Origin of the sequence: Serratia sp. X3 (assembly GCF_014982455.1) — a bacterium.
Classification (GTDB): Bacteria; Pseudomonadota; Gammaproteobacteria; order Enterobacterales; family Enterobacteriaceae; genus Serratia; species Serratia ureilytica.
The window spans coordinates 1,755,349-1,771,711 of record NZ_JADCNB010000001.1; the positions used below are offsets into that span (position 1 = coordinate 1,755,349).

General features: G+C 60.7%; 17 protein-coding genes. 7 read left to right on the forward strand and 10 right to left on the reverse strand.

Going from position 1 to position 16,363, the window contains the following annotated elements:
• Positions 1-4: 4 nt before the first annotated feature.
• Positions 5-871: a hypothetical protein gene (locus IMX17_RS08355; protein ID WP_193549598.1), complete on the forward strand. Its 867-nt coding sequence runs from the start codon at positions 5-7 to the stop codon at positions 869-871.
• A 5-nt stretch (positions 872-876) separates the two neighbouring features.
• Here IMX17_RS08355 and IMX17_RS08360 read toward each other — a convergent pair whose 3' ends face one another.
• The 5 genes from IMX17_RS08360 to IMX17_RS08380 all read right to left on the reverse strand — a co-directional run bounded on the left by IMX17_RS08360 (position 877) and on the right by IMX17_RS08380 (position 3,358).
• The gene (locus IMX17_RS08360; protein ID WP_046899310.1) at positions 877-1,470 is read right to left on the reverse strand and encodes an ATP-dependent Clp protease proteolytic subunit; all 594 of its coding nucleotides are present in this window, start codon (positions 1,468-1,470) and stop codon (positions 877-879) included.
• Between the two features lie 45 nt (positions 1,471-1,515).
• Positions 1,516-1,845, reverse strand: a complete 330-nt coding sequence (locus IMX17_RS08365; RefSeq protein WP_193549599.1) for an SRPBCC domain-containing protein — start codon at positions 1,843-1,845, stop codon at positions 1,516-1,518.
• Positions 1,842-2,156, reverse strand: coding sequence for a helix-turn-helix transcriptional regulator (locus tag IMX17_RS08370; protein ID WP_046899308.1), 315 nt, complete (start codon positions 2,154-2,156; stop codon positions 1,842-1,844). Before IMX17_RS08370 ends, IMX17_RS08365 begins: the two co-directional genes overlap by 4 nt.
• Positions 2,157-2,266: 110 nt before the next feature.
• Positions 2,267-2,692 (reverse strand): universal stress protein, encoded by a 426-nt coding sequence (locus tag IMX17_RS08375; protein ID WP_046899307.1) that lies wholly within the window; start codon positions 2,690-2,692, stop codon positions 2,267-2,269.
• Positions 2,693-2,839: 147 nt separating this feature from the next.
• Positions 2,840-3,358 carry a hypothetical protein gene (locus IMX17_RS08380; protein ID WP_046899306.1) on the reverse strand — a complete coding sequence of 173 codons (519 nt, stop codon included), beginning with the start codon at positions 3,356-3,358 and terminating at the stop codon, positions 2,840-2,842.
• 236 nt (positions 3,359-3,594) lie between these two features.
• Between IMX17_RS08380 and metQ the strand changes: the two genes are divergently transcribed.
• The 5 genes from metQ (at position 3,595) to lhgO (ending at position 9,504) form a co-directional block, all read left to right on the forward strand.
• Entirely contained in the window at positions 3,595-4,410 is an 816-nt protein-coding gene (gene metQ / locus IMX17_RS08385) for a methionine ABC transporter substrate-binding lipoprotein MetQ (protein ID WP_193549600.1), read from the forward strand.
• Between the two features lie 184 nt (positions 4,411-4,594).
• A complete protein-coding gene (locus IMX17_RS08390) occupies positions 4,595-5,629 on the forward strand; it encodes a TAXI family TRAP transporter solute-binding subunit (protein WP_182264643.1) in 1,035 nt (344 codons plus the stop codon).
• Positions 5,630-5,642: 13 nt separating this feature from the next.
• The gene (locus tag IMX17_RS08395; protein ID WP_193549601.1) at positions 5,643-7,598 is read left to right on the forward strand and encodes a TRAP transporter permease; all 1,956 of its coding nucleotides are present in this window, start codon (positions 5,643-5,645) and stop codon (positions 7,596-7,598) included.
• On the forward strand, positions 7,595-8,314 hold the full coding sequence (locus IMX17_RS08400; RefSeq protein ID WP_182264645.1) for a FadR/GntR family transcriptional regulator: 720 nt from the start codon (positions 7,595-7,597) through the stop codon (positions 8,312-8,314). The genes IMX17_RS08395 and IMX17_RS08400 overlap by 4 nt, the downstream gene beginning before the upstream one ends.
• On the forward strand, positions 8,314-9,504 hold the full coding sequence (gene lhgO / locus IMX17_RS08405) for an L-2-hydroxyglutarate oxidase (protein WP_046899301.1): 1,191 nt from the start codon (positions 8,314-8,316) through the stop codon (positions 9,502-9,504). Before IMX17_RS08400 ends, lhgO begins: the two co-directional genes overlap by 1 nt.
• 30 nt (positions 9,505-9,534) lie before the next feature.
• On the opposite strand, the gene IMX17_RS08410 is transcribed toward lhgO, so the two are convergent.
• The 5 genes from IMX17_RS08410 to IMX17_RS08430 all read right to left on the reverse strand — a co-directional run bounded on the left by IMX17_RS08410 (position 9,535) and on the right by IMX17_RS08430 (position 14,968).
• The gene (locus IMX17_RS08410) at positions 9,535-10,299 is read right to left on the reverse strand and encodes an SDR family oxidoreductase (protein WP_046899300.1); all 765 of its coding nucleotides are present in this window, start codon (positions 10,297-10,299) and stop codon (positions 9,535-9,537) included.
• 137 nt (positions 10,300-10,436) lie between these two features.
• Complete coding sequence (locus IMX17_RS08415) at positions 10,437-11,357, reverse strand: sugar ABC transporter substrate-binding protein (protein ID WP_033642732.1); 921 nt, start codon at positions 11,355-11,357, stop codon at positions 10,437-10,439.
• A gap of 65 nt (positions 11,358-11,422) precedes the next feature.
• Complete coding sequence (locus IMX17_RS08420; protein WP_033652114.1) at positions 11,423-12,463, reverse strand: ABC transporter permease; 1,041 nt, start codon at positions 12,461-12,463, stop codon at positions 11,423-11,425.
• Positions 12,464-12,478: 15 nt separating this feature from the next.
• Entirely contained in the window at positions 12,479-13,963 is a 1,485-nt protein-coding gene (locus tag IMX17_RS08425; protein WP_033642731.1) for a sugar ABC transporter ATP-binding protein, read from the reverse strand.
• 75 nt (positions 13,964-14,038) lie between these two features.
• The gene (locus IMX17_RS08430) at positions 14,039-14,968 is read right to left on the reverse strand and encodes a sugar ABC transporter substrate-binding protein (RefSeq protein ID WP_033652022.1); all 930 of its coding nucleotides are present in this window, start codon (positions 14,966-14,968) and stop codon (positions 14,039-14,041) included.
• Positions 14,969-15,464: 496 nt separating this feature from the next.
• Here IMX17_RS08430 and IMX17_RS08435 point away from each other — a divergent pair, with 496 nt between their 5' ends.
• Positions 15,465-16,307: a class I fructose-bisphosphate aldolase gene (locus IMX17_RS08435; RefSeq protein ID WP_033642729.1), complete on the forward strand. Its 843-nt coding sequence runs from the start codon at positions 15,465-15,467 to the stop codon at positions 16,305-16,307.
• Positions 16,308-16,363: the final 56 nt, after the last annotated feature.

Genomic DNA, 16,363 nt, shown 5'->3' on the forward strand with positions numbered 1-16,363 from the left:
GAAAATGAGTCTAAGCAGATTCCAGCTACAGTTTCATCTGGAGAAACAGGCCAACAACATCAGGCAGTCAGCGGCGTTTCACACCGCCATCGTCAAACACGGGGAATTATTGAGGGAGACCTACAAGAAGCATCCGCTGTTTTACAAAATCATTTTCAGGAACAGCCGGTTCATCATCTGCTCCACCATCCTGTCCATTTATTACCACCAGCCCGCCGCCGCGCTGAAAGACATCAAAGCCTTTTTCAAAGGGAAGAATATGATCAGCGAGAACTCCCTGGATTCCTTTCTGTTCTTTTTACGGGTCGGGCGCCGGCTGGAGGTCAAACCCTGCGAACATGACAAACGCCAGTTGAGCTATAAGCCTACGCCGCACGCGCTGGCGGAAACCCAGGCGCTGATCGCCTCAATGGCGCGGCCTTATCAGGCGCTGGCGCCGCAGATGCCCATCGCGGCGCTGCTGGCAGCGCCCGACTTTCTGCCGGCCTTTTTCGCCGCCTACGGGCAGCTGATGCTCAAGGAGATCTACCTGATCGATCTGGTGCCGCAATCCGCACTGTTTATCAGCAAAGACGCCGGCCACATGGTGTTGTTGATGCTGTTTATCGAAAGCATCCGACAGGACTCCCCCTTTCTGCTGCTCTCCTCGGCGAAAATCGCCAAGTCGTGTTCCGTCTCTCGCGCTCACGTGAACCGCATTCTGCAGGCGGCAGAAAAATCCGGCCTGCTGACCACCACCAATAATGTGGTAATCGAACTCAACAGTTCGTTTTTCATCATGGCGGAGCGCTATTTCAGTCTCTATTTCGCGATGGTCGAATTCGGGCTTGAACACGTTTGGCAAACGCAACAATCCGCCACGCACTCCTGAGCCCTTTACCGGGCCCGCAATACCCGATCGATCAGCCCCCAGGCCGCCGCTTCGTCGGCGGTCATAAAGCGATCGCGATCCAATGCCCGCTCCACCGCTTCATCGCTCAGGCCGCAATGTTGGGCGTACAGCCGGATCACCCGATCTTTGGTGCGCTTCATCTCTTCGGCGTGGATCAGGATATCGGACGCCTGCCCCTGAAAGCCGCCCAACGGCTGGTGCACGTGCAGGCTGGCGTTAGGCAGCGCCATACGCTGCCCCGGCTCACCGGCCATCAGCAGGAACGAGCCCATCGAGCGCGCGGTGCCCATGCACAGCGTATGCACCGGCGCGCGGATGTACTGCATGGTGTCGTAAATCGCCAGCCCGCTGGTGATCGCCCCACCCGGCGAGTTGATGTACAAGTGGATCGGTTTTTCCGGGTTTTCCGCCTCCAGAAACAGCAGCTGGGCGCACAGCATTTCGGCCACGTCGTCGTTGACTTCGCCGTTGAGGAACACGATCCGATCGCGCAGCAGGCGCGAGTAAATGTCAAAGGAACGTTCTCCCCGGCTGGTCTGCTCCACCACCATCGGGACGAGCATCATCTTCTCACGCATCGGTGAACTCCTGGATTGGCAACAAAGAGAAAGGTGTTTAACGCGTCAGGCGGCGCGCATTACCGTCGTCGGGCCATCGTTGGCGGCGTCGAGCTGGTGGATAATCCGCAGCAGGCTGCCGCCGCCGGCGTCCGGCACGATCTGCAGGGTGACGACGCTTTCGAGAAACGGCGGTTGGTCGTCGCGCAGGCGATAGCTCACCGCCTCGCCCGGCGTGGCGGTCAGCGGCTCGGCCTGCGCCAGATCTCCCGTCGGCAGCCACTGCTCGCGCAATTCGGGCACGCTGAGCGCTCGCCACACTTTTTCCGGCGGCGCATCAAGCGAGTATTCCAACACCAGCCGTTCCTGCGGCGGCAGCTCGGCCTGTTTGTTCATTGATCCATGTCCTTCAGCAAGGTTTGCAGCGCGTCGATGCGCGCCGGCCAATAAGCGCGGTACTTCGCCAGCCACTGCGCGATCTGCGCCAGCCCGTCCGAGTCGACCTGGTAATTGACGCAGCGCCCCTGTTTCGCCTCGCGCACCAGTCCGGCATTGCGCAGCACCGCCAGGTGTTGCGACATCGCCGACTGGCTGATGGTCAGCCCTTCGCGCAGCGCGCTGGCGTTCATGCTGCCGGCGGCGAGTTTGTCGAAGATGCGGCGGCGGGTCGGATCGGCCAGCGCCTTGAAGATGTCATTTTCGTTCATATAAACACATTAGTATTCACTTATGTATCATGCAACCGAGCAAGGCATTTTTTGCTGCAAAAGAAACTCCGCGCCGCAGCGCGGAGTGAATGGACGAGGCATGATCGCGCTTATGAACGGATCGGGATCACCAGCACGTCGATATTCAGCTGGTTGATGGCGTTGCGGGTGGAGGAAAACAGGTTGCTCCACAGATCGTGGTGATGGCCGAACACCAGCAGATCGATGTTCTTGTCCACGACCGCCGTGCGCAGTTCGTCAACGAAGCCGCCGCGCCCGATAATCACTTCCGCGATCGGGTAATTGACGTTTTGCGTGGTGGGCTCCAGCTCTTTGCGGATCTTCTCTTCGAACGGTACGCCGTCATAGCTGCGCTCCGAAAAGCCGATCGCCGCGTGGTAGGTGTCGTAGTGAACGTCCACATAGATCAGCGAGAGTTTGGCCTTCAGCGCTTCCGCCAGCAGCGCCCCCTTTTCGACCAGCCGTTTGCCGTCATCGCTCAGATCGGTGGCGATGACAATATGGTGGTAACACATAGCGCCTCCTGTCATGGACTCGGTAGAGCCGAGGCTCCGATATCACGCCGGGGTCATATCGTTATGGTTAATTTTAGTTCAGAAATGGCGCTCGTGGCGGGTGGTGATGCGGTGGGAAAGCCCCGTTGCCGGGGCTGAAGGCAGAAATTACTTCTCGCGCTGCACCTCAAACCAGACGTTGCACAACGACAGGATCAGCGTGTTGGCATTTTTCACCAGCACGTTGTCGCCGGGCACCCCTTCGGTGCCTTGATCGGTGATGCCTTTGATGGCGGTATCGGCATGCTGAATGGTCACACGCTCGACCGACGGCGTGCTGATGCCCAGCATCGGGAAATCGATGTAGGAACTGCTGCCGGCGTTGTCCTCAACAAACTCCTGCGCCTCTACGGTGCTGACGGTAGCCCCCTCGCTTTTCAGCGCCGTGCCGTTCCAGCTGAACGCATCCGCTTTATAGCTGATCTTGCCGCCAATCAGGCTCTGCGCCTGCTGCTGATCCCAGCAGCCGGTGGTTTGGGTCGGCACGATTTTGCTGACGCGCCAGTTGCCCAGCAGCTGTTTAGGGATCGGTCCGGTATCGCTCTCCGCCGCCCGAACCTGAGTCGCCGAGACGCAGGCCAACACCACCAGCGGCAGCAGCGCCTTGCTCCAAGTGTTCAATCGCATTGTCTTTTCCTTCGTTTCAGTACCCAGTCTGCCCTCGCGGGCCAGCGGCTATCATAATAAGCCCGCCGATTCGCCGTCAAAGCAATCCGCATCGCGCCGGGCGGCGGCTACTCATAGCCAATCGCTATTAGTCATATTGAATCAGTATTTTGTTTTAGCTCAGCGATTACCTACAGTCACTGCCACTATTCTGCCCGCCTAAATTAGCAGGCAATGTTGACAAGGACCCTGGGAAAATGACATTTACGCTGAAAAACCTCACGCTGGCGCTGGCCGCCGCCGGCACGCTGTTGCTGACCGCCTGCGGCCCGACCGCACAGGACGATCACCACATCAAGGTCGGCATCAGCGCCGGCATCGATCAGTCGCTGTGGGCGGTGGTGCAGAAAGTGGCCAAGCAGAAATACGATCTGGACGTGGAAGTGGTGACCTTCAACGATTACGTGCTGCCGAACGAAGCGCTGAACAACGGCGATCTGAACGTCAACGCCTTCCAACACAAACCCTATCTGGACAAACAGATGCAGGAGCGCGGCTACAAGCTGGCGGCGGTAGGCAACACCTTCGTCTACCCGATCGCCGGCTATTCGAAGAAAATCACCGCGCTCAGCCAACTGCCGGACGGCGCGCAGGTGGCGGTGCCGAACGATCCAACCAACCTGGGCCGCTCGCTGCTGCTGTTGCAAAAACAGGGGCTGATTGCTCTGAAAGACGGCGTCGGCCTGCTGCCGACCGCGCTGGACATCGTCAGCAACCCGAAAAAGCTGAAAATCGTCGAGATTGAAGCGCCGCAGCTGCCGCGCGCGCTGGACGACCAGCAGGTGACGCTGGCGATCATCAACACCAACTACTCCAGCCAGATCGGTCTGTCGCCGGCCAAGGACGGGCTGTTTGTCGAGGACAAAAACTCGCCTTACGTCAACATCTTCGCTAGCCGCATCGACAACAAAGACAGCGAGAAAGTGAAGGATCTGGTCAAGGCCTATCAGACCGACGAAGTGGCGGCCAGCGCCGCCGAAATCTACAAGGGCGACGCCGTCAAAGGCTGGTAACCCTCTCCCGTATGCCCGTGGCGCCAGGCCACGGGTTTTGCATTTCCCCTCCGCCGCGCCGTTCACTTTTCACCCACCCAGATCACAAATCAAACACTGCGCTTTAGGTGAATAAAGCTGCCATGTTGTATACAAGTTTGCGTAAATGTTTTCTATTTGTTTCAAAAAACCGCTGGGGAAAATAATGAAAAATAGAAAAATCAAAACGTTACTTGTTACCTGTGCCGTGGTCGGCGCCGCGTTGCTGGCCATCGCCGGTAAAGCGGAAAACGCCGATAAAACCTTTCTCTCCGTCGCCACCGCCTCCACCGGCGGCACCTACTACCCGATGGGCGTCGGGCTGGCCAACGTCTGGAGCAACCGGCTGAAACATCAGGGGATCCAGGTGACCGGTCAGTCCTCCGCCGGTTCGATCGAGAATATCGACCTGCTGCAAAAAGACGAGGCGCAGCTGGCGATTTTACAGAGCCTGATCGCCGTTGAAGCCTATCAGGGCGTGCGCAACTTCAACGGCCGCGCCGACGGCGAGCTGCGATCCATCTCCATGCTGTGGCCCAACGTCGAACACTTCGTGATGCTGGAAAGCCGGGTGAAAGACGGCACGCTGAACGATATTGCCGGCACGCGCTTTTCCGTCGGGCCGCAGGCCAGCGGCACCGAGCAGTCGACGATGATCATCCTGCAGGGCGTCAAGCTGAGCAAAAAATCGCTGTCGGCGGAATACCTCGGCTACGGCGATACGGTGTCCGCAATGCGCGACGGGCGCCTGGACGGCGGCGCCCTGCCCGCCGGGGTGCCGGCGGCCGCCGTCACCGACATGTACGCGAGCGGCGTGCCAGCGCGCCTCCTGGAAGTCACCGACGAGCAGTTGGCCAGCATCAACGCCATCGCCAACTCCTGGTTTCGGTTCGACATCAAAGCGGATACCTACCCGCGCCAGCCCAAAGCGGTCGCCACCATCGCGCAGCCCAACATTCTGGTGGCCCTCAGCCGGCTCGACGAAAAGCTGGTGTACGACCTGACCAAAACGATGTTCGAGAACCTGCCGGAAGTGCACCAGGTGCACAGCTCGGCCAAATACATCTCGCTGGAAAACGCGCTGAAAGGCGTTTCGGTGCCGCTGCACCTCGGCGCCTATCGCTACTATCGCGAAGCCGGCGTCGAGATACCCGATTATCTGATCCCACCGGAAGCCGCCGCGCTGGCCGCCAACCCATAATCCAGGAGGTCGTATGAGCACTCACTCTTCTTCACCGCAGCCCGCCGCCGATCTGGACAAGGAAGCCGGCGCCGGCAGCCGGCCGCTGAGCGGCGTCTATCTGCAGCTGGCGACCGTCCTGGCGATCGCCATTTCCGCCTACGCCATCTACGCCAATGCGCTGTCCAACACTCAAGAGTTCTATCGCAACACCACCTTCCTGAGCGGCATTCTGATCCTGGGCTTTATCCTGTTCCCGTTTTCAGCTCGCCACGCCACCCGCAGCTTCAATCGTTGGGACTATCTGTTCATCATCCTGACGCTGGTCAGCTACGGCTATTTCTACGTTAACTATGTCGATCTGCACGTGGTGCGCAAGAGCATGCCCAACACCACCGATTACGTCATGGCGGCGATCGGCATCGGCGTCCTGTTTGAAGCCGCGCGCCGCACCACCGGCTATTTCATTCCCGGCCTGGCGACTTTCGCCATCGTTTATGCGCTGTTCGGCCAGTATTTCATGGGCATTTTCGGCCACGGCGGTTTCTCGGTGGAGCGCCTGCTGTACCGGCTGTTTATGACCAGCGAAGGGATTTTCGGCATCACCCTGTCCACCGCCTCCACCGCCATCGTGGTGTTTATTCTGTTCGGCGCCTTTCTCAGCGTCAGCGGCGCGACCGCGCTGTTCAACGATCTGGCGCTGGCCGCTGCCGGACGCCGCCGCGGCGGCCCGGCCCAGGTGGCGGTGATCTCGTCGGCGCTCACCGGCTCGTTGAGCGGCAGCGCGGTGGCCAACGTCGCCACCACCGGCACCTTCACCATTCCGCTGATGAAAAGCATCGGCCTGTCGCCTCGCTTCGCCGGCGCCGTTGAGGCCACCGCCTCCACCGGCGGCATGATCATGCCCCCCATCATGGGCGCGGCGGCATTTATCATGGCCGGCTTCCTCGGCATCTCATACACCACCATCGTCATCGCCGCCATCGTGCCGGCGCTGCTCTATTACGCCGCACTGATCATGGCCATCGATCTGGAAGCCAAGAAACAGGGCCTGAAGGGCATCAGCAAAGAGAACATTCCCCAGGTGCGCGCGGTGCTGAAGGCGCGCGGGCTGTTGCTGCTGCCGCTCGTCATCGTCATCGGCACGCTGCTGCTGGGCAAAACGCCGATCTACGCCGGCTTTCTCGGCATCATTTCGATTATCGTCGCCAGCTGGCTCACCCCCGACAGCTCGGTGCGCATGACGCCGAAAAAAATCGCATTGGCCCTGAACGACGCGGCGCGCGGCTCGATTCAGGTCACCATCGCCTGCGCCGCCATCGGCGTGATCATCTGCGTGGTGACCATGACCGGCATCGGCTCGACGCTGGCGTTCAACATCGTCGCCATGACCGACAACACCCTGTGGATGATCCTGCTGGTGGTGATGCTGGTGTGCATCGTGCTCAGCATGGGGCTGCCTTCCACCGCGCTCTACATCGTGGTGGCGGTCACCGTGTCGCCAATCCTGATCAAGGCCGGCGTGCTGCCGCTGGCGGCGCACTTCTTCGTGTTCTGGTTCGGCGCACTGTCCAACATCACGCCGCCGGTGGCGCTGGCCAGCTACACCGCCGCCAGCATCGCCCGCGCCGATCCGATGCAAACCTCGTGGGATGCGGTGCGTCTGGCGCTGCCGGGCTTTATCATTCCGTTCATTCTGGTCTACAACCCGATGCTGCTGATGCAGGGGGACGATCTCAATCCGCTGTCGGTGCTGCATATGGTGATCAGCGCGCTGGTGGGGATCTACGCGCTGTCGATCGCCAGCGCCAATTTCTGGCTGATGAAAACCCATTGGCTGGAGCGAGTGCTGTTTACCGCGGCGGCGATTTTGCTGATCAAACCGGGCCTGATGACCGATCTGGGCGGCGCGACCCTGATCGCCGGCGCCGCCGCCATGCACCTGCTGCGCTATAAGCAGCGAGCCGCGCTGCCGGGTGGCGCGTCATGATCCGCAAGGTCACGCGCCAGAAAGCCTCTCATCAAGTGCTGGCGCAGCTGAAAGCCGGCATCAGCGACGGCACCTTTCCGATCGGCGAGAAGCTGCCATCGGAAAATGTGTTGGCGGACGCGTTCGGCGTCAGCCGGGTGCCGGTGCGCGAGGCGCTCGGCGTGCTGGAGGTCAGCGGCATCATCTCCTCACGCCAGGGCGGCGGTCATCGGGTGGAACAGCATTCGCTGCTGAGCAAATACGAGCCGCTGGTGATGGAAATCGCCGACCGCCGTGAGGTGGAGGCGCTGTTGGAAATGCGCGAAGTCATGGAGCAACAGGCGGCGCGCATGGCCGCCGAGCGCCGCACCGAACAGGAATTGCAGGCGATCGAACAGGCGCACCTCGCCTTTCGTGACTGCACGCTGAACGACGGCCAGATCGGCTATCGGCAGGACTACCTGTTTCACCGCGCCATCATGCAGGCTTCGCATAACCCATTTTTCGTGCAGATCCTCGATAACATGCACGAGCTGTACCTGGGGGTGCTGGTGTACTCGCTCAGAAAAAATCTGGGGCGTCAGGCCGAGCGCCAGCGGGTGATCGACGAGCATGAACGAGTGTTTATCGCCATTCGCGACGGCGATGCGGCGGCGGCCACCGCCGCCATGCAAAATCATTTGAACAACGTGCGCGGCAAATTACGCCGCCTGGAAAACGAGGAGCAAAAGCCGTGATGTACGACGCGATCGTGATCGGCGCCGGCCTGGTGGGGCTTGGCGTGGTGAATGCGCTGCAGGAGGCGGATCCGCAGCGGCGCATTCTGGTGTTGGAAAAAGAGCGCGGCCCGGCGGCGCACCAAAGCGGCCACAACAGCAACGTGGTGCACTCCGGCATTTACTACGCGCCCGGCAGCCTGAAAGCGCAGTTGGCAAAACAGGGCAACCGCAGCATGTTCGCCTTTTGCCGCGAACACGACCTGTATCACGACCAGTGCGGCAAGGTGATCGTCGCCACCCAACTGAACGAGCTGGAGCGGCTGGAGAATATCTATCAGCGCGGCCTGCAAAACGGCCTGCAGGTCACCCGGCTGTCGCAGGCGCAACTGCGGGAGCGTGAACCGCACGTCAACGGCCTCGAGGCATTGCTGGTGCCCGACGCCGGTATCGTCAACTACGCGGAGGTGGCCGCCAAGCTGGCGGAGATCATTGTGCGGCGCGGCGGCGAAATCGCTTACGGCCATCAGGCCGAGGCCATTCGCGAGCACGCCGGCGGCGTCACTGTCACCGCCGCCGGCGACACCTTCGAAGGGCGGGTGCTGGTCAACTGCGCGGGGCTGTTCAGCGATCGCATCGCCAAACTGGCCGGTTACGAAACCGGCATGAAGATCGTGCCGTTCCGCGGCGAATACTATGTGCTGGACGAGGCGAAAAACCACCTGGTCAACCATCTTATCTATCCGGTGCCCAACCCGGACTTCCCGTTCCTCGGCGTGCATTTCACCCGCATGTACAACGGCAAGCGCGACGTCGGCCCCAATGCGGTGCTGGCCTTCAAACGCGAAGGCTACCGCAAATGCGACTTCAGCCTGCGCGATCTGAGCGAGGTGCTCGGCTATCGCGGCTTTTGGAAAATCGCCGGCAACTACCTCGGCGAAGGGCTGGCGGAAATGCGCCGTTCGCTGTCGCGCCGCCGTTTCGCCGACAACGCCCGCCGGCTGATCCCGGCGCTGCAGGAGCAGGATATCCGGCCCGGGCCGGCCGGGGTGCGCGCCCAGGCGTTGACCGCCGACGGCAAGCTGGTGGACGATTTCCACTTCGTGCAGGGAAAACGCTCGCTGCACGTGTGCAATGCTCCCTCTCCGGCGGCGACCGCCTCGCTGGAGATCGGCAAAGAGATCGTGCGCCGCCACCTGTCCACTTTCTGACGCCCGCTGAAGCCGCGGGCGCCCGTGGCCTCAGCCGCGCTGGATGGAAACGCCGCCGTCCACCAGCATTGCGGTACCGGTGACGAACGAGGAAGCGTCAGACGCCAAATACAGCGCCGCCTGCGCGATCTCCTCCGGCATCGCCAATCGCTTCAGCGCGTGCAGCTGGGCCACCTGCGCCAATGCTTCCGGGGTATTGCTCATCTGCCGCCCCATCGCCGTGTCAGTGCCCCCCGGCAGCAGCGCGTTCACCCGAATGCCGTGTCCGCCAAACTCCACCGCCAGCGCCTGCGTCAGGCCGATCAGCCCCGATTTGCTGGCCGCATAGGCCGCCGTACCGGGAAACGCCGCGGTGTGGCCGACGAATGTAGAGGTGAAGATCACCGAGCCCGCGCCGCGCGCCTGCATGGCGGGAATTTGATATTTGGCGCTGTAGTAAGCACTGGACAGGTTGGTTTCCAGCACGTCACGCCATTCTGACGCGCTGAGCGCCAGCGACGGCCCCAGCGGCCCCAACGTGCCGGCGTTGTTGAAGGCGATATCCAGCCCGCCGAATTCATCGACGGCCGTCGCCGTTAACCGTTCGGCGAAGGCTTCGTCGCACACGTCACCGGCTACCGCCAACGCCCGGCCGCCCTCGCGCCGAATGTCCCCCACCAGTTCAGCCAGCAGCCGCTCGCGCCGGGCGCCCAACACCAGCGCCGCCCCCTGCCGGGCGAACAACAGCGCCGCCGCCCGCCCGATCCCCGAACTGGCGCCGCCAATCAACGCTACCTTACCGTTCAATGCGTTCATCTCTTATCCTCACACCGTAAAAGAGCCTCAGTGTGACGCAACATCCGGCGCAGCGCTGGCCGCAAGCGGACATGCAATTGGCGCCATGAAAAAGGCGCTGCAAGCAGCGCCCCGGCAACGCGGATCCGACGGCGAACTCACGGTTTGGCCGCGTATTTCTCCTGATTGGCCGGCGTCACCAACTCGAACGGGATCCAATAATACGGCTCAAGCTTTTCGCCGTTGATCATGCGCTGCGCCACATCGACCGACGCCTTGCCCTGGCCGACCGCATCCTGGAACACCGTGACCTGCATCTTGCCGGAGGCCAGCGCCTTGAGGCCGTCGGGCGTGGCGTCGATGCCGCCGATCAGCACGTTCTTGTCCGCTTTGCCGGCCTGCTGCAGCGCCATGATCGCGCCGATCGCCATCTCGTCATTGTTGGCGGCGACGATGTCGATCGTTTCGCCGTTGGTCAGCCAGTTCATCATCAGATCCATACCTTCACTGCGTGAATAGTTGGCGCTCTGTTTCTGCACCACCTTCATCTTCGGGTATTTGGCCACCACCTGCTCCACGTCTTTGGTACGCTGCAGCGCGCCGGCGTCGGTCAGGTTGCCGATCATCACCGCCACATTGCCCTGATAGTTGGCCAGCCGCGCCAGTTCTTCCATCTGCAGCGTGCCGGACTCCCGCTCGTCGGAGCCGACGAACACCACCCCCTGCGGCAGCCTGGCGTCGCCTGGCGTGCGGTTCACGTACACCAGCGGCACGCCGGCGGCCTGCACCATTTTGGTCATCACCGGCGTGCTGGCCGAGTTGACCGGATCGACGATAATCGCGTCCACCCCGGCGCTGATAAAGCTCTGCACCTGATCGGTCTGGCGGCCGACGTCGCCGCGCGCATCTTCGAACTGCACGGTAATGCCGCGCGCTTTGGCCTCCTTGTCGATCGCCTGGCGGATAATGGTGAGGAAGTTCTGGTCGAAATAGGCCATCGATACGCCGATGGTTTGCGCCCATGCCGGCGCGGAAGCGCACAGCGCCGCCGCCAGCCACAGCCCTTTCAGAAAGTTCATGATATGTCCCCCCGGGTAAAAAAACGCCGCCGGCCAACCCTGGCGCCGGCGGCAATTCACGGCAATCAGTGTTTTTTGCGGTTGCGACGCATGTCGATCGACACGGCGGCGACGATAATCACGCCTTTGATGATGTCCTGAATGTAAGAATCGACGCCGATAAAGGTGAAGCCGCTTTTGATAAGGCCAAGGATCACCGCGCCGATCAGCGTGCCGGTAATGCGCCCGACGCCGCCCATCAGGCTGCTGCCGCCAATCACCGCCGCGGCGATGGCGTCCAGCTCATAGGACATGCCCATGCTCGACTGGCCGCTGCTGACGCGCGCCGCCAGCACCACGCCTGCCAGTCCCGCCAACCCGCCGGCGATGGTATAAACCGTCACCAGGTACTTATTGACGTTGATGCCGGAAACCCGCGCCGAGGTCATGTTGCCGCCGATGGCGTAGATGTATTTGCCATAACGGGTGTGCTTCAGCGCGATGTGGAAGATCACCGCGATCACCAGGAAGATGATCACCGGCATCGCCCCCTGGCCGATCGCCGTGAAGCCATCCGACAGGAAGCTGACCGGGTTGCCCTTGGTGTAGTACTGCGCCAGACCGCGCGCCGATACCATCATCCCCAGCGTGGCGATGAACGGCGGAATGCCGGTGCGGGTGATCAGGAAGCCGTTGATAAAGCCGCAGACGATGCCCACCCCAATCCCCGCGCCGATCGGGATCGCCGCCGGCAGATCGAGCAGCCCCGGATACATCGGCGAAATGCTGTCCGAGGTCTGCGCCAGGCTGGCCGCCACCACCGCGGTCAACGCAATCAGCGAACCGGATGAGAGATCGATGCCGGTGGTGATGATGACCTGGGTGACGCCCACCGCGATGATGCCGATGATCGCCACCTGCAGCACGATCAGCAGCAGGCGGTTCGGGTTAAGCAGGAACGACTGATCGCGCATGTACCAGCCGAGGATTTCGAAGATCAGCGCAATGCCGAGCATCACGATGAAAATACCGGTGTCTTTCGGCATTTTGCCGCTCAGCCCGGAGAACAGCGATCCCTTGCCCGTTGAATCGGCGGAGAGCGGCTTCTCAATCTTTACGTTACTCATGATGTTCATCCTTCGTTATTCTGAGGCCAGCGCCAGGATCTTTTCCTGGTCCGCGTCGTCTTTGTCCAAAATGCCGGTGATGCGGCCGCCGTGCATCACCATCACCCGATCGCTCATGCCGAGGATCTCCGGCAGCTCGGAAGACACCAGAATGATGGCGACGCCGCGGTTGGCCAGCTCGCTGATCAGGCGGTAGATTTCCGCTTTGGCCCCCACGTCGATGCCGCGCGTCGGTTCGTCGAGTATCAGGATTTTCGGCTGCGCCAGCAGCCAGCGCGCGATCAGCACCTTCTGCTGGTTGCCGCCGCTGAGGTTATTGATGATCTGATCCATGGTCGGCGTTTTGATGTTGAGCTTCTTGATCTGCGCCATGCAGTCTTTGGCCATCTGCACATGGCTGACGAAGCCGTTCTTGCCGATGTATTCCGACAGGTTGACGATGCTCATGTTCTCGACCACCGACAGCACCAGAAACAGGCCGGACTTCTTGCGATCTTCGGTGAGAAACGCCAGCCCGCTCTCGATCGCCTTCGCCGGGGAATCCACCTTCACCGCCTGGCCTTCGATAAAGATCTCGCCGCCGTCCGCCGGGTGCATGCCGAACAGGCTTTCCATCACTTCGCTGCGTCCGGCGCCCACCAGCCCGGCGACGCCGAGGATCTCGCCGCGTTTGACGCTGAACGAGACGTCGTGGAACCAGCCGCTGCGGCGCAACCCGGCCACCCGCAGCACTTCCTCGCCGATGTTGTTGTTGAATTTGGGGAACATCTGCGTCAGCTCGCGCCCCACCATCATGGTGATCAGCGACTGTTTGGTCAGATTTTCGGTTTTGTCGCAGGCGATGAAGGTGCCGTCGCGGAAAATGCTCACTTCGTCGGTGATGGCGAAGATTTCGTCCATCTTGTGGCTGATGTAAATGATGCCCTTGCCCTGCTCGCGCAATTCGCGAATGATGGCGAACAGATGCACCACTTCACCTTCGGTCAGCGCCGAGGTCGGCTCATCCATGATCAGCACGTCGGCGTTGTAGGATACGGCCTTGGCGATCTCCACCATCTGCTGGCTGGCGATGCTCAGTTCGCCCACCAGCGTTTCCGGCCGCAGTTTGATGTTCAGCCGCGCCAGCAGCTCGCGGGTTTGTTCATTCAGCTGTTCGTGGTTGACGAACCCCAGCCGCGCCGGCTCACGCCCCAGCCAGATGTTTTCCGCCACCGTCATGTAGGGCACCAGGTTCAGCTCCTGGTGAATCATGGAAATGCCCGAATGCAGCGCCTGCAACGTGTCGCTGAAGGTCACCGGCCGGCCTTTGATTTTGATCGAACCCTCATCCGGGTGATAGATGCCGATCAGGCATTTCATCAGCGTCGACTTGCCCGCGCCGTTTTCGCCCATCAGCGCATGCACGCTGCCGGGTTTGATTTTAATCGAGACCTTATCCAGCGCTTTGACGCCGGGGAACTGCTTGCTGATGCCTTCGGCCTCAAGAACATAAGGGTACATACCGCTTACCTCCGCACTGACCCACGTTTTCTGCCGCAGGCGCTCCACCTGAGCGCCCGCGGCAGGCTTCAAGGCTTATTTTTTGTTTTTATCGGCGAATTGCTGGTAATTGGCCTGGGTGATCAACTGATAAGGGATCAGCACGTTGCTCTCCACCTTCTCGCCTTTCACCAACTGAACGGCGGTTTGCACCGCGCCTTCGCCCTGGCCTTTGGCGTCCTGGAACACACTCAGCGCCAGATCGCCTTTTCTGATGAATTCCAGCGCATCGGGCGTGCCATCCACGCCGGCCACCCGCACGCCGGACTTTTTAGCCTGCTTGAGCGCCAGGATGGCGCCGATGGCCATTTCATCGTTGTTGGAGGCGATGGCGTCGATCTGCTGGCCGGTCAGCACCCAGTCAGTGGTGATATCCACCGCATCTTTACGCGTCCACTTGGCGGTTTGCTTATCGACAATCTTGATGCCGGGATAGTTGGCCGCCACCTCTTCCACGCCGCGGGTGCGGTCGCGGGTCGATTCATTCGACAGTTCCCCCATCAGGATCATCACGTTGCCCTTGCCATTCATCAGCTTGGCCAACGCTTCCATCTGCAGTTTGCCGGCCAGCTTGGAATCGGAGCCGACGTAGGCCATGCCGGCCGGGAGCGTCACTTCCGGCTTGCGGTTGACGAACACCAGCGGGATCTTGGCGTTCTCGGCCAATTTGATCATCGGTTTGACGCCCTGGGTATCCACCGGGTTGAGGATAATGGCGTCGACGCCCTGGCTGACGAAGTTTTCGATTTGTTGAATTTGCTGCGCGATGTCGCCCTTGGCGTCTTCGAACTGGCCGCTGACGTTGCCGTCGGCTTTCATTTTGTTTTGCATCGACTGGCGCAGAATGGTGAGGAAGTTGTCATCGAAGTAAGCCATGGAAACGCCGATCTTGATGTCTTTCGCCAACACGCTGGCCGGCAGCATGCACATCAGTACGGAGGCGGCGATCAGTTTCTTCAGCTTCATGTTCGTTACCCTTTAATCGTTAGAATGAAGTGGTCTGTTGATTGACAGCTAATGAAAGATATTTTTTACATTCAAACAACATTACGGTCGGTGTTATCCCTTTGATACGGCGAAATTACCGCGTTATCGTCGTATTAAGGCCGTGAACAAAATGGTGATCGGTATCTCAAAACAGATTAAAAACAATCAATTGAAATAAACCTCTGGTAGAGCAAGCCGCGTCCTCGCCGCTTTTTTAAATGTTTATTTCATAATTGAGATTATTGAAACTTTTTAACCCAAACAAGCGAAACATGCGTTTTGGAATGGCTTATTAACAAAAACATGACACGGATCTAACAAATGCAGTGAAAACCATCGGGTAACGCGCCCCGTGCGTGCGCCACGCCGGGCGCTGGCAAAAACTGCGAGCGGGCGCGCAGTTTGCGGTTTCCGCGTTTCCCGACCATCCTTACTCGGCAATAATGGACATATCCCTATCTCAGGAGGACCTGACATGCAGCTCAGCAGTAAGGTGCGGATGAACCGCCTGTTCAATAACGGCAAGTGCCTGGATGTGGCGATCGATCACGGCATCGCCAACGAACCGGATTTCTTAATCGGTCTGGAAGATATCGAACGGGTGATGGGCAACCTGATCGCCGCGCGCCCCGACGCCATTCAGGTCAACTACGGCCAGGCGGAGCTGCTGCAGCGCGCGCCGCAGCGTGAAAAGCCGGCGCTGGTGATGCGCACCGACGTCGGCAACGCCTATAACGCCGCGCGCCACCGTGAGATGTGGGCGGTGTTGCACAACCCGGAAGCGCCGATCCTCGCCGCGCTGCAAATGGACGCCGCCGCGGTGGTGGTCAATCTGTATATGATCCCGGATGAACCCGGCATTTTCCGCCAGTGCGTGGAGAACATCGGCCGCCTGCGCCACGCCTGCGATCGCTACGCCATGCCGCTGATGATCGAACCGCTGGTGATGGCCCCGGCCGGCCAAGGCGCCGCCTACGGGTCGCTCGGCGACGTGGAAAAGATCGTGCCGCTGGTGCGGCTGGCGCGCGAACTGGGCGCCGACATCATCAAGGCCGACCCGACCGAACGGGTGGAAGATTTCCACCGCGTGGTGGAAGCGGCGCGCTGCCCGACGCTGGTGCGCGGCGGCGGCAAGGGGGAGCTGGGCCCGGTGCTGGAGAAATCCGCGGCGCTGATGGCCCAGGGCGCCTCCGGCATGGTCTATGGCCGCAACGTGTATCAACACAGCAATCCGTCGCAGGTGGTGCGCGCCCTGATGGCGATCATCCATCAAGGCGCCAGCGGCCAACAGGCGCTGGAGATCTACCACCAGCAGTGACCCGCTTTTGTAACTAAAATAACCCCTTCGCGACCCGGCAGCATGCTATAACCTGC

Coding starts and splice junctions, on each gene's coding strand:
- IMX17_RS08355 (WP_193549598.1), top strand. CDS start 5: ATGAGTCTAAGCAGATTCCAGCTACAGTTTCATCTGGAGAAACAGGCC.
- IMX17_RS08360 (WP_046899310.1), bottom strand. CDS start 1,470: ATGCGTGAGAAGATGATGCTCGTCCCGATGGTGGTGGAGCAGACCAGC.
- IMX17_RS08365 (WP_193549599.1), bottom strand. CDS start 1,845: ATGAACAAACAGGCCGAGCTGCCGCCGCAGGAACGGCTGGTGTTGGAA.
- IMX17_RS08370 (WP_046899308.1), bottom strand. CDS start 2,156: ATGAACGAAAATGACATCTTCAAGGCGCTGGCCGATCCGACCCGCCGC.
- IMX17_RS08375 (WP_046899307.1), bottom strand. CDS start 2,692: ATGTGTTACCACCATATTGTCATCGCCACCGATCTGAGCGATGACGGC.
- IMX17_RS08380 (WP_046899306.1), bottom strand. CDS start 3,358: ATGCGATTGAACACTTGGAGCAAGGCGCTGCTGCCGCTGGTGGTGTTG.
- metQ (WP_193549600.1), top strand. CDS start 3,595: ATGACATTTACGCTGAAAAACCTCACGCTGGCGCTGGCCGCCGCCGGC.
- IMX17_RS08390 (WP_182264643.1), top strand. CDS start 4,595: ATGAAAAATAGAAAAATCAAAACGTTACTTGTTACCTGTGCCGTGGTC.
- IMX17_RS08395 (WP_193549601.1), top strand. CDS start 5,643: ATGAGCACTCACTCTTCTTCACCGCAGCCCGCCGCCGATCTGGACAAG.
- IMX17_RS08400 (WP_182264645.1), top strand. CDS start 7,595: ATGATCCGCAAGGTCACGCGCCAGAAAGCCTCTCATCAAGTGCTGGCG.
- lhgO (WP_046899301.1), top strand. CDS start 8,314: ATGTACGACGCGATCGTGATCGGCGCCGGCCTGGTGGGGCTTGGCGTG.
- IMX17_RS08410 (WP_046899300.1), bottom strand. CDS start 10,299: ATGAACGCATTGAACGGTAAGGTAGCGTTGATTGGCGGCGCCAGTTCG.
- IMX17_RS08415 (WP_033642732.1), bottom strand. CDS start 11,357: ATGAACTTTCTGAAAGGGCTGTGGCTGGCGGCGGCGCTGTGCGCTTCC.
- IMX17_RS08420 (WP_033652114.1), bottom strand. CDS start 12,463: ATGAGTAACGTAAAGATTGAGAAGCCGCTCTCCGCCGATTCAACGGGC.
- IMX17_RS08425 (WP_033642731.1), bottom strand. CDS start 13,963: ATGTACCCTTATGTTCTTGAGGCCGAAGGCATCAGCAAGCAGTTCCCC.
- IMX17_RS08430 (WP_033652022.1), bottom strand. CDS start 14,968: ATGAAGCTGAAGAAACTGATCGCCGCCTCCGTACTGATGTGCATGCTG.
- IMX17_RS08435 (WP_033642729.1), top strand. CDS start 15,465: ATGCAGCTCAGCAGTAAGGTGCGGATGAACCGCCTGTTCAATAACGGC.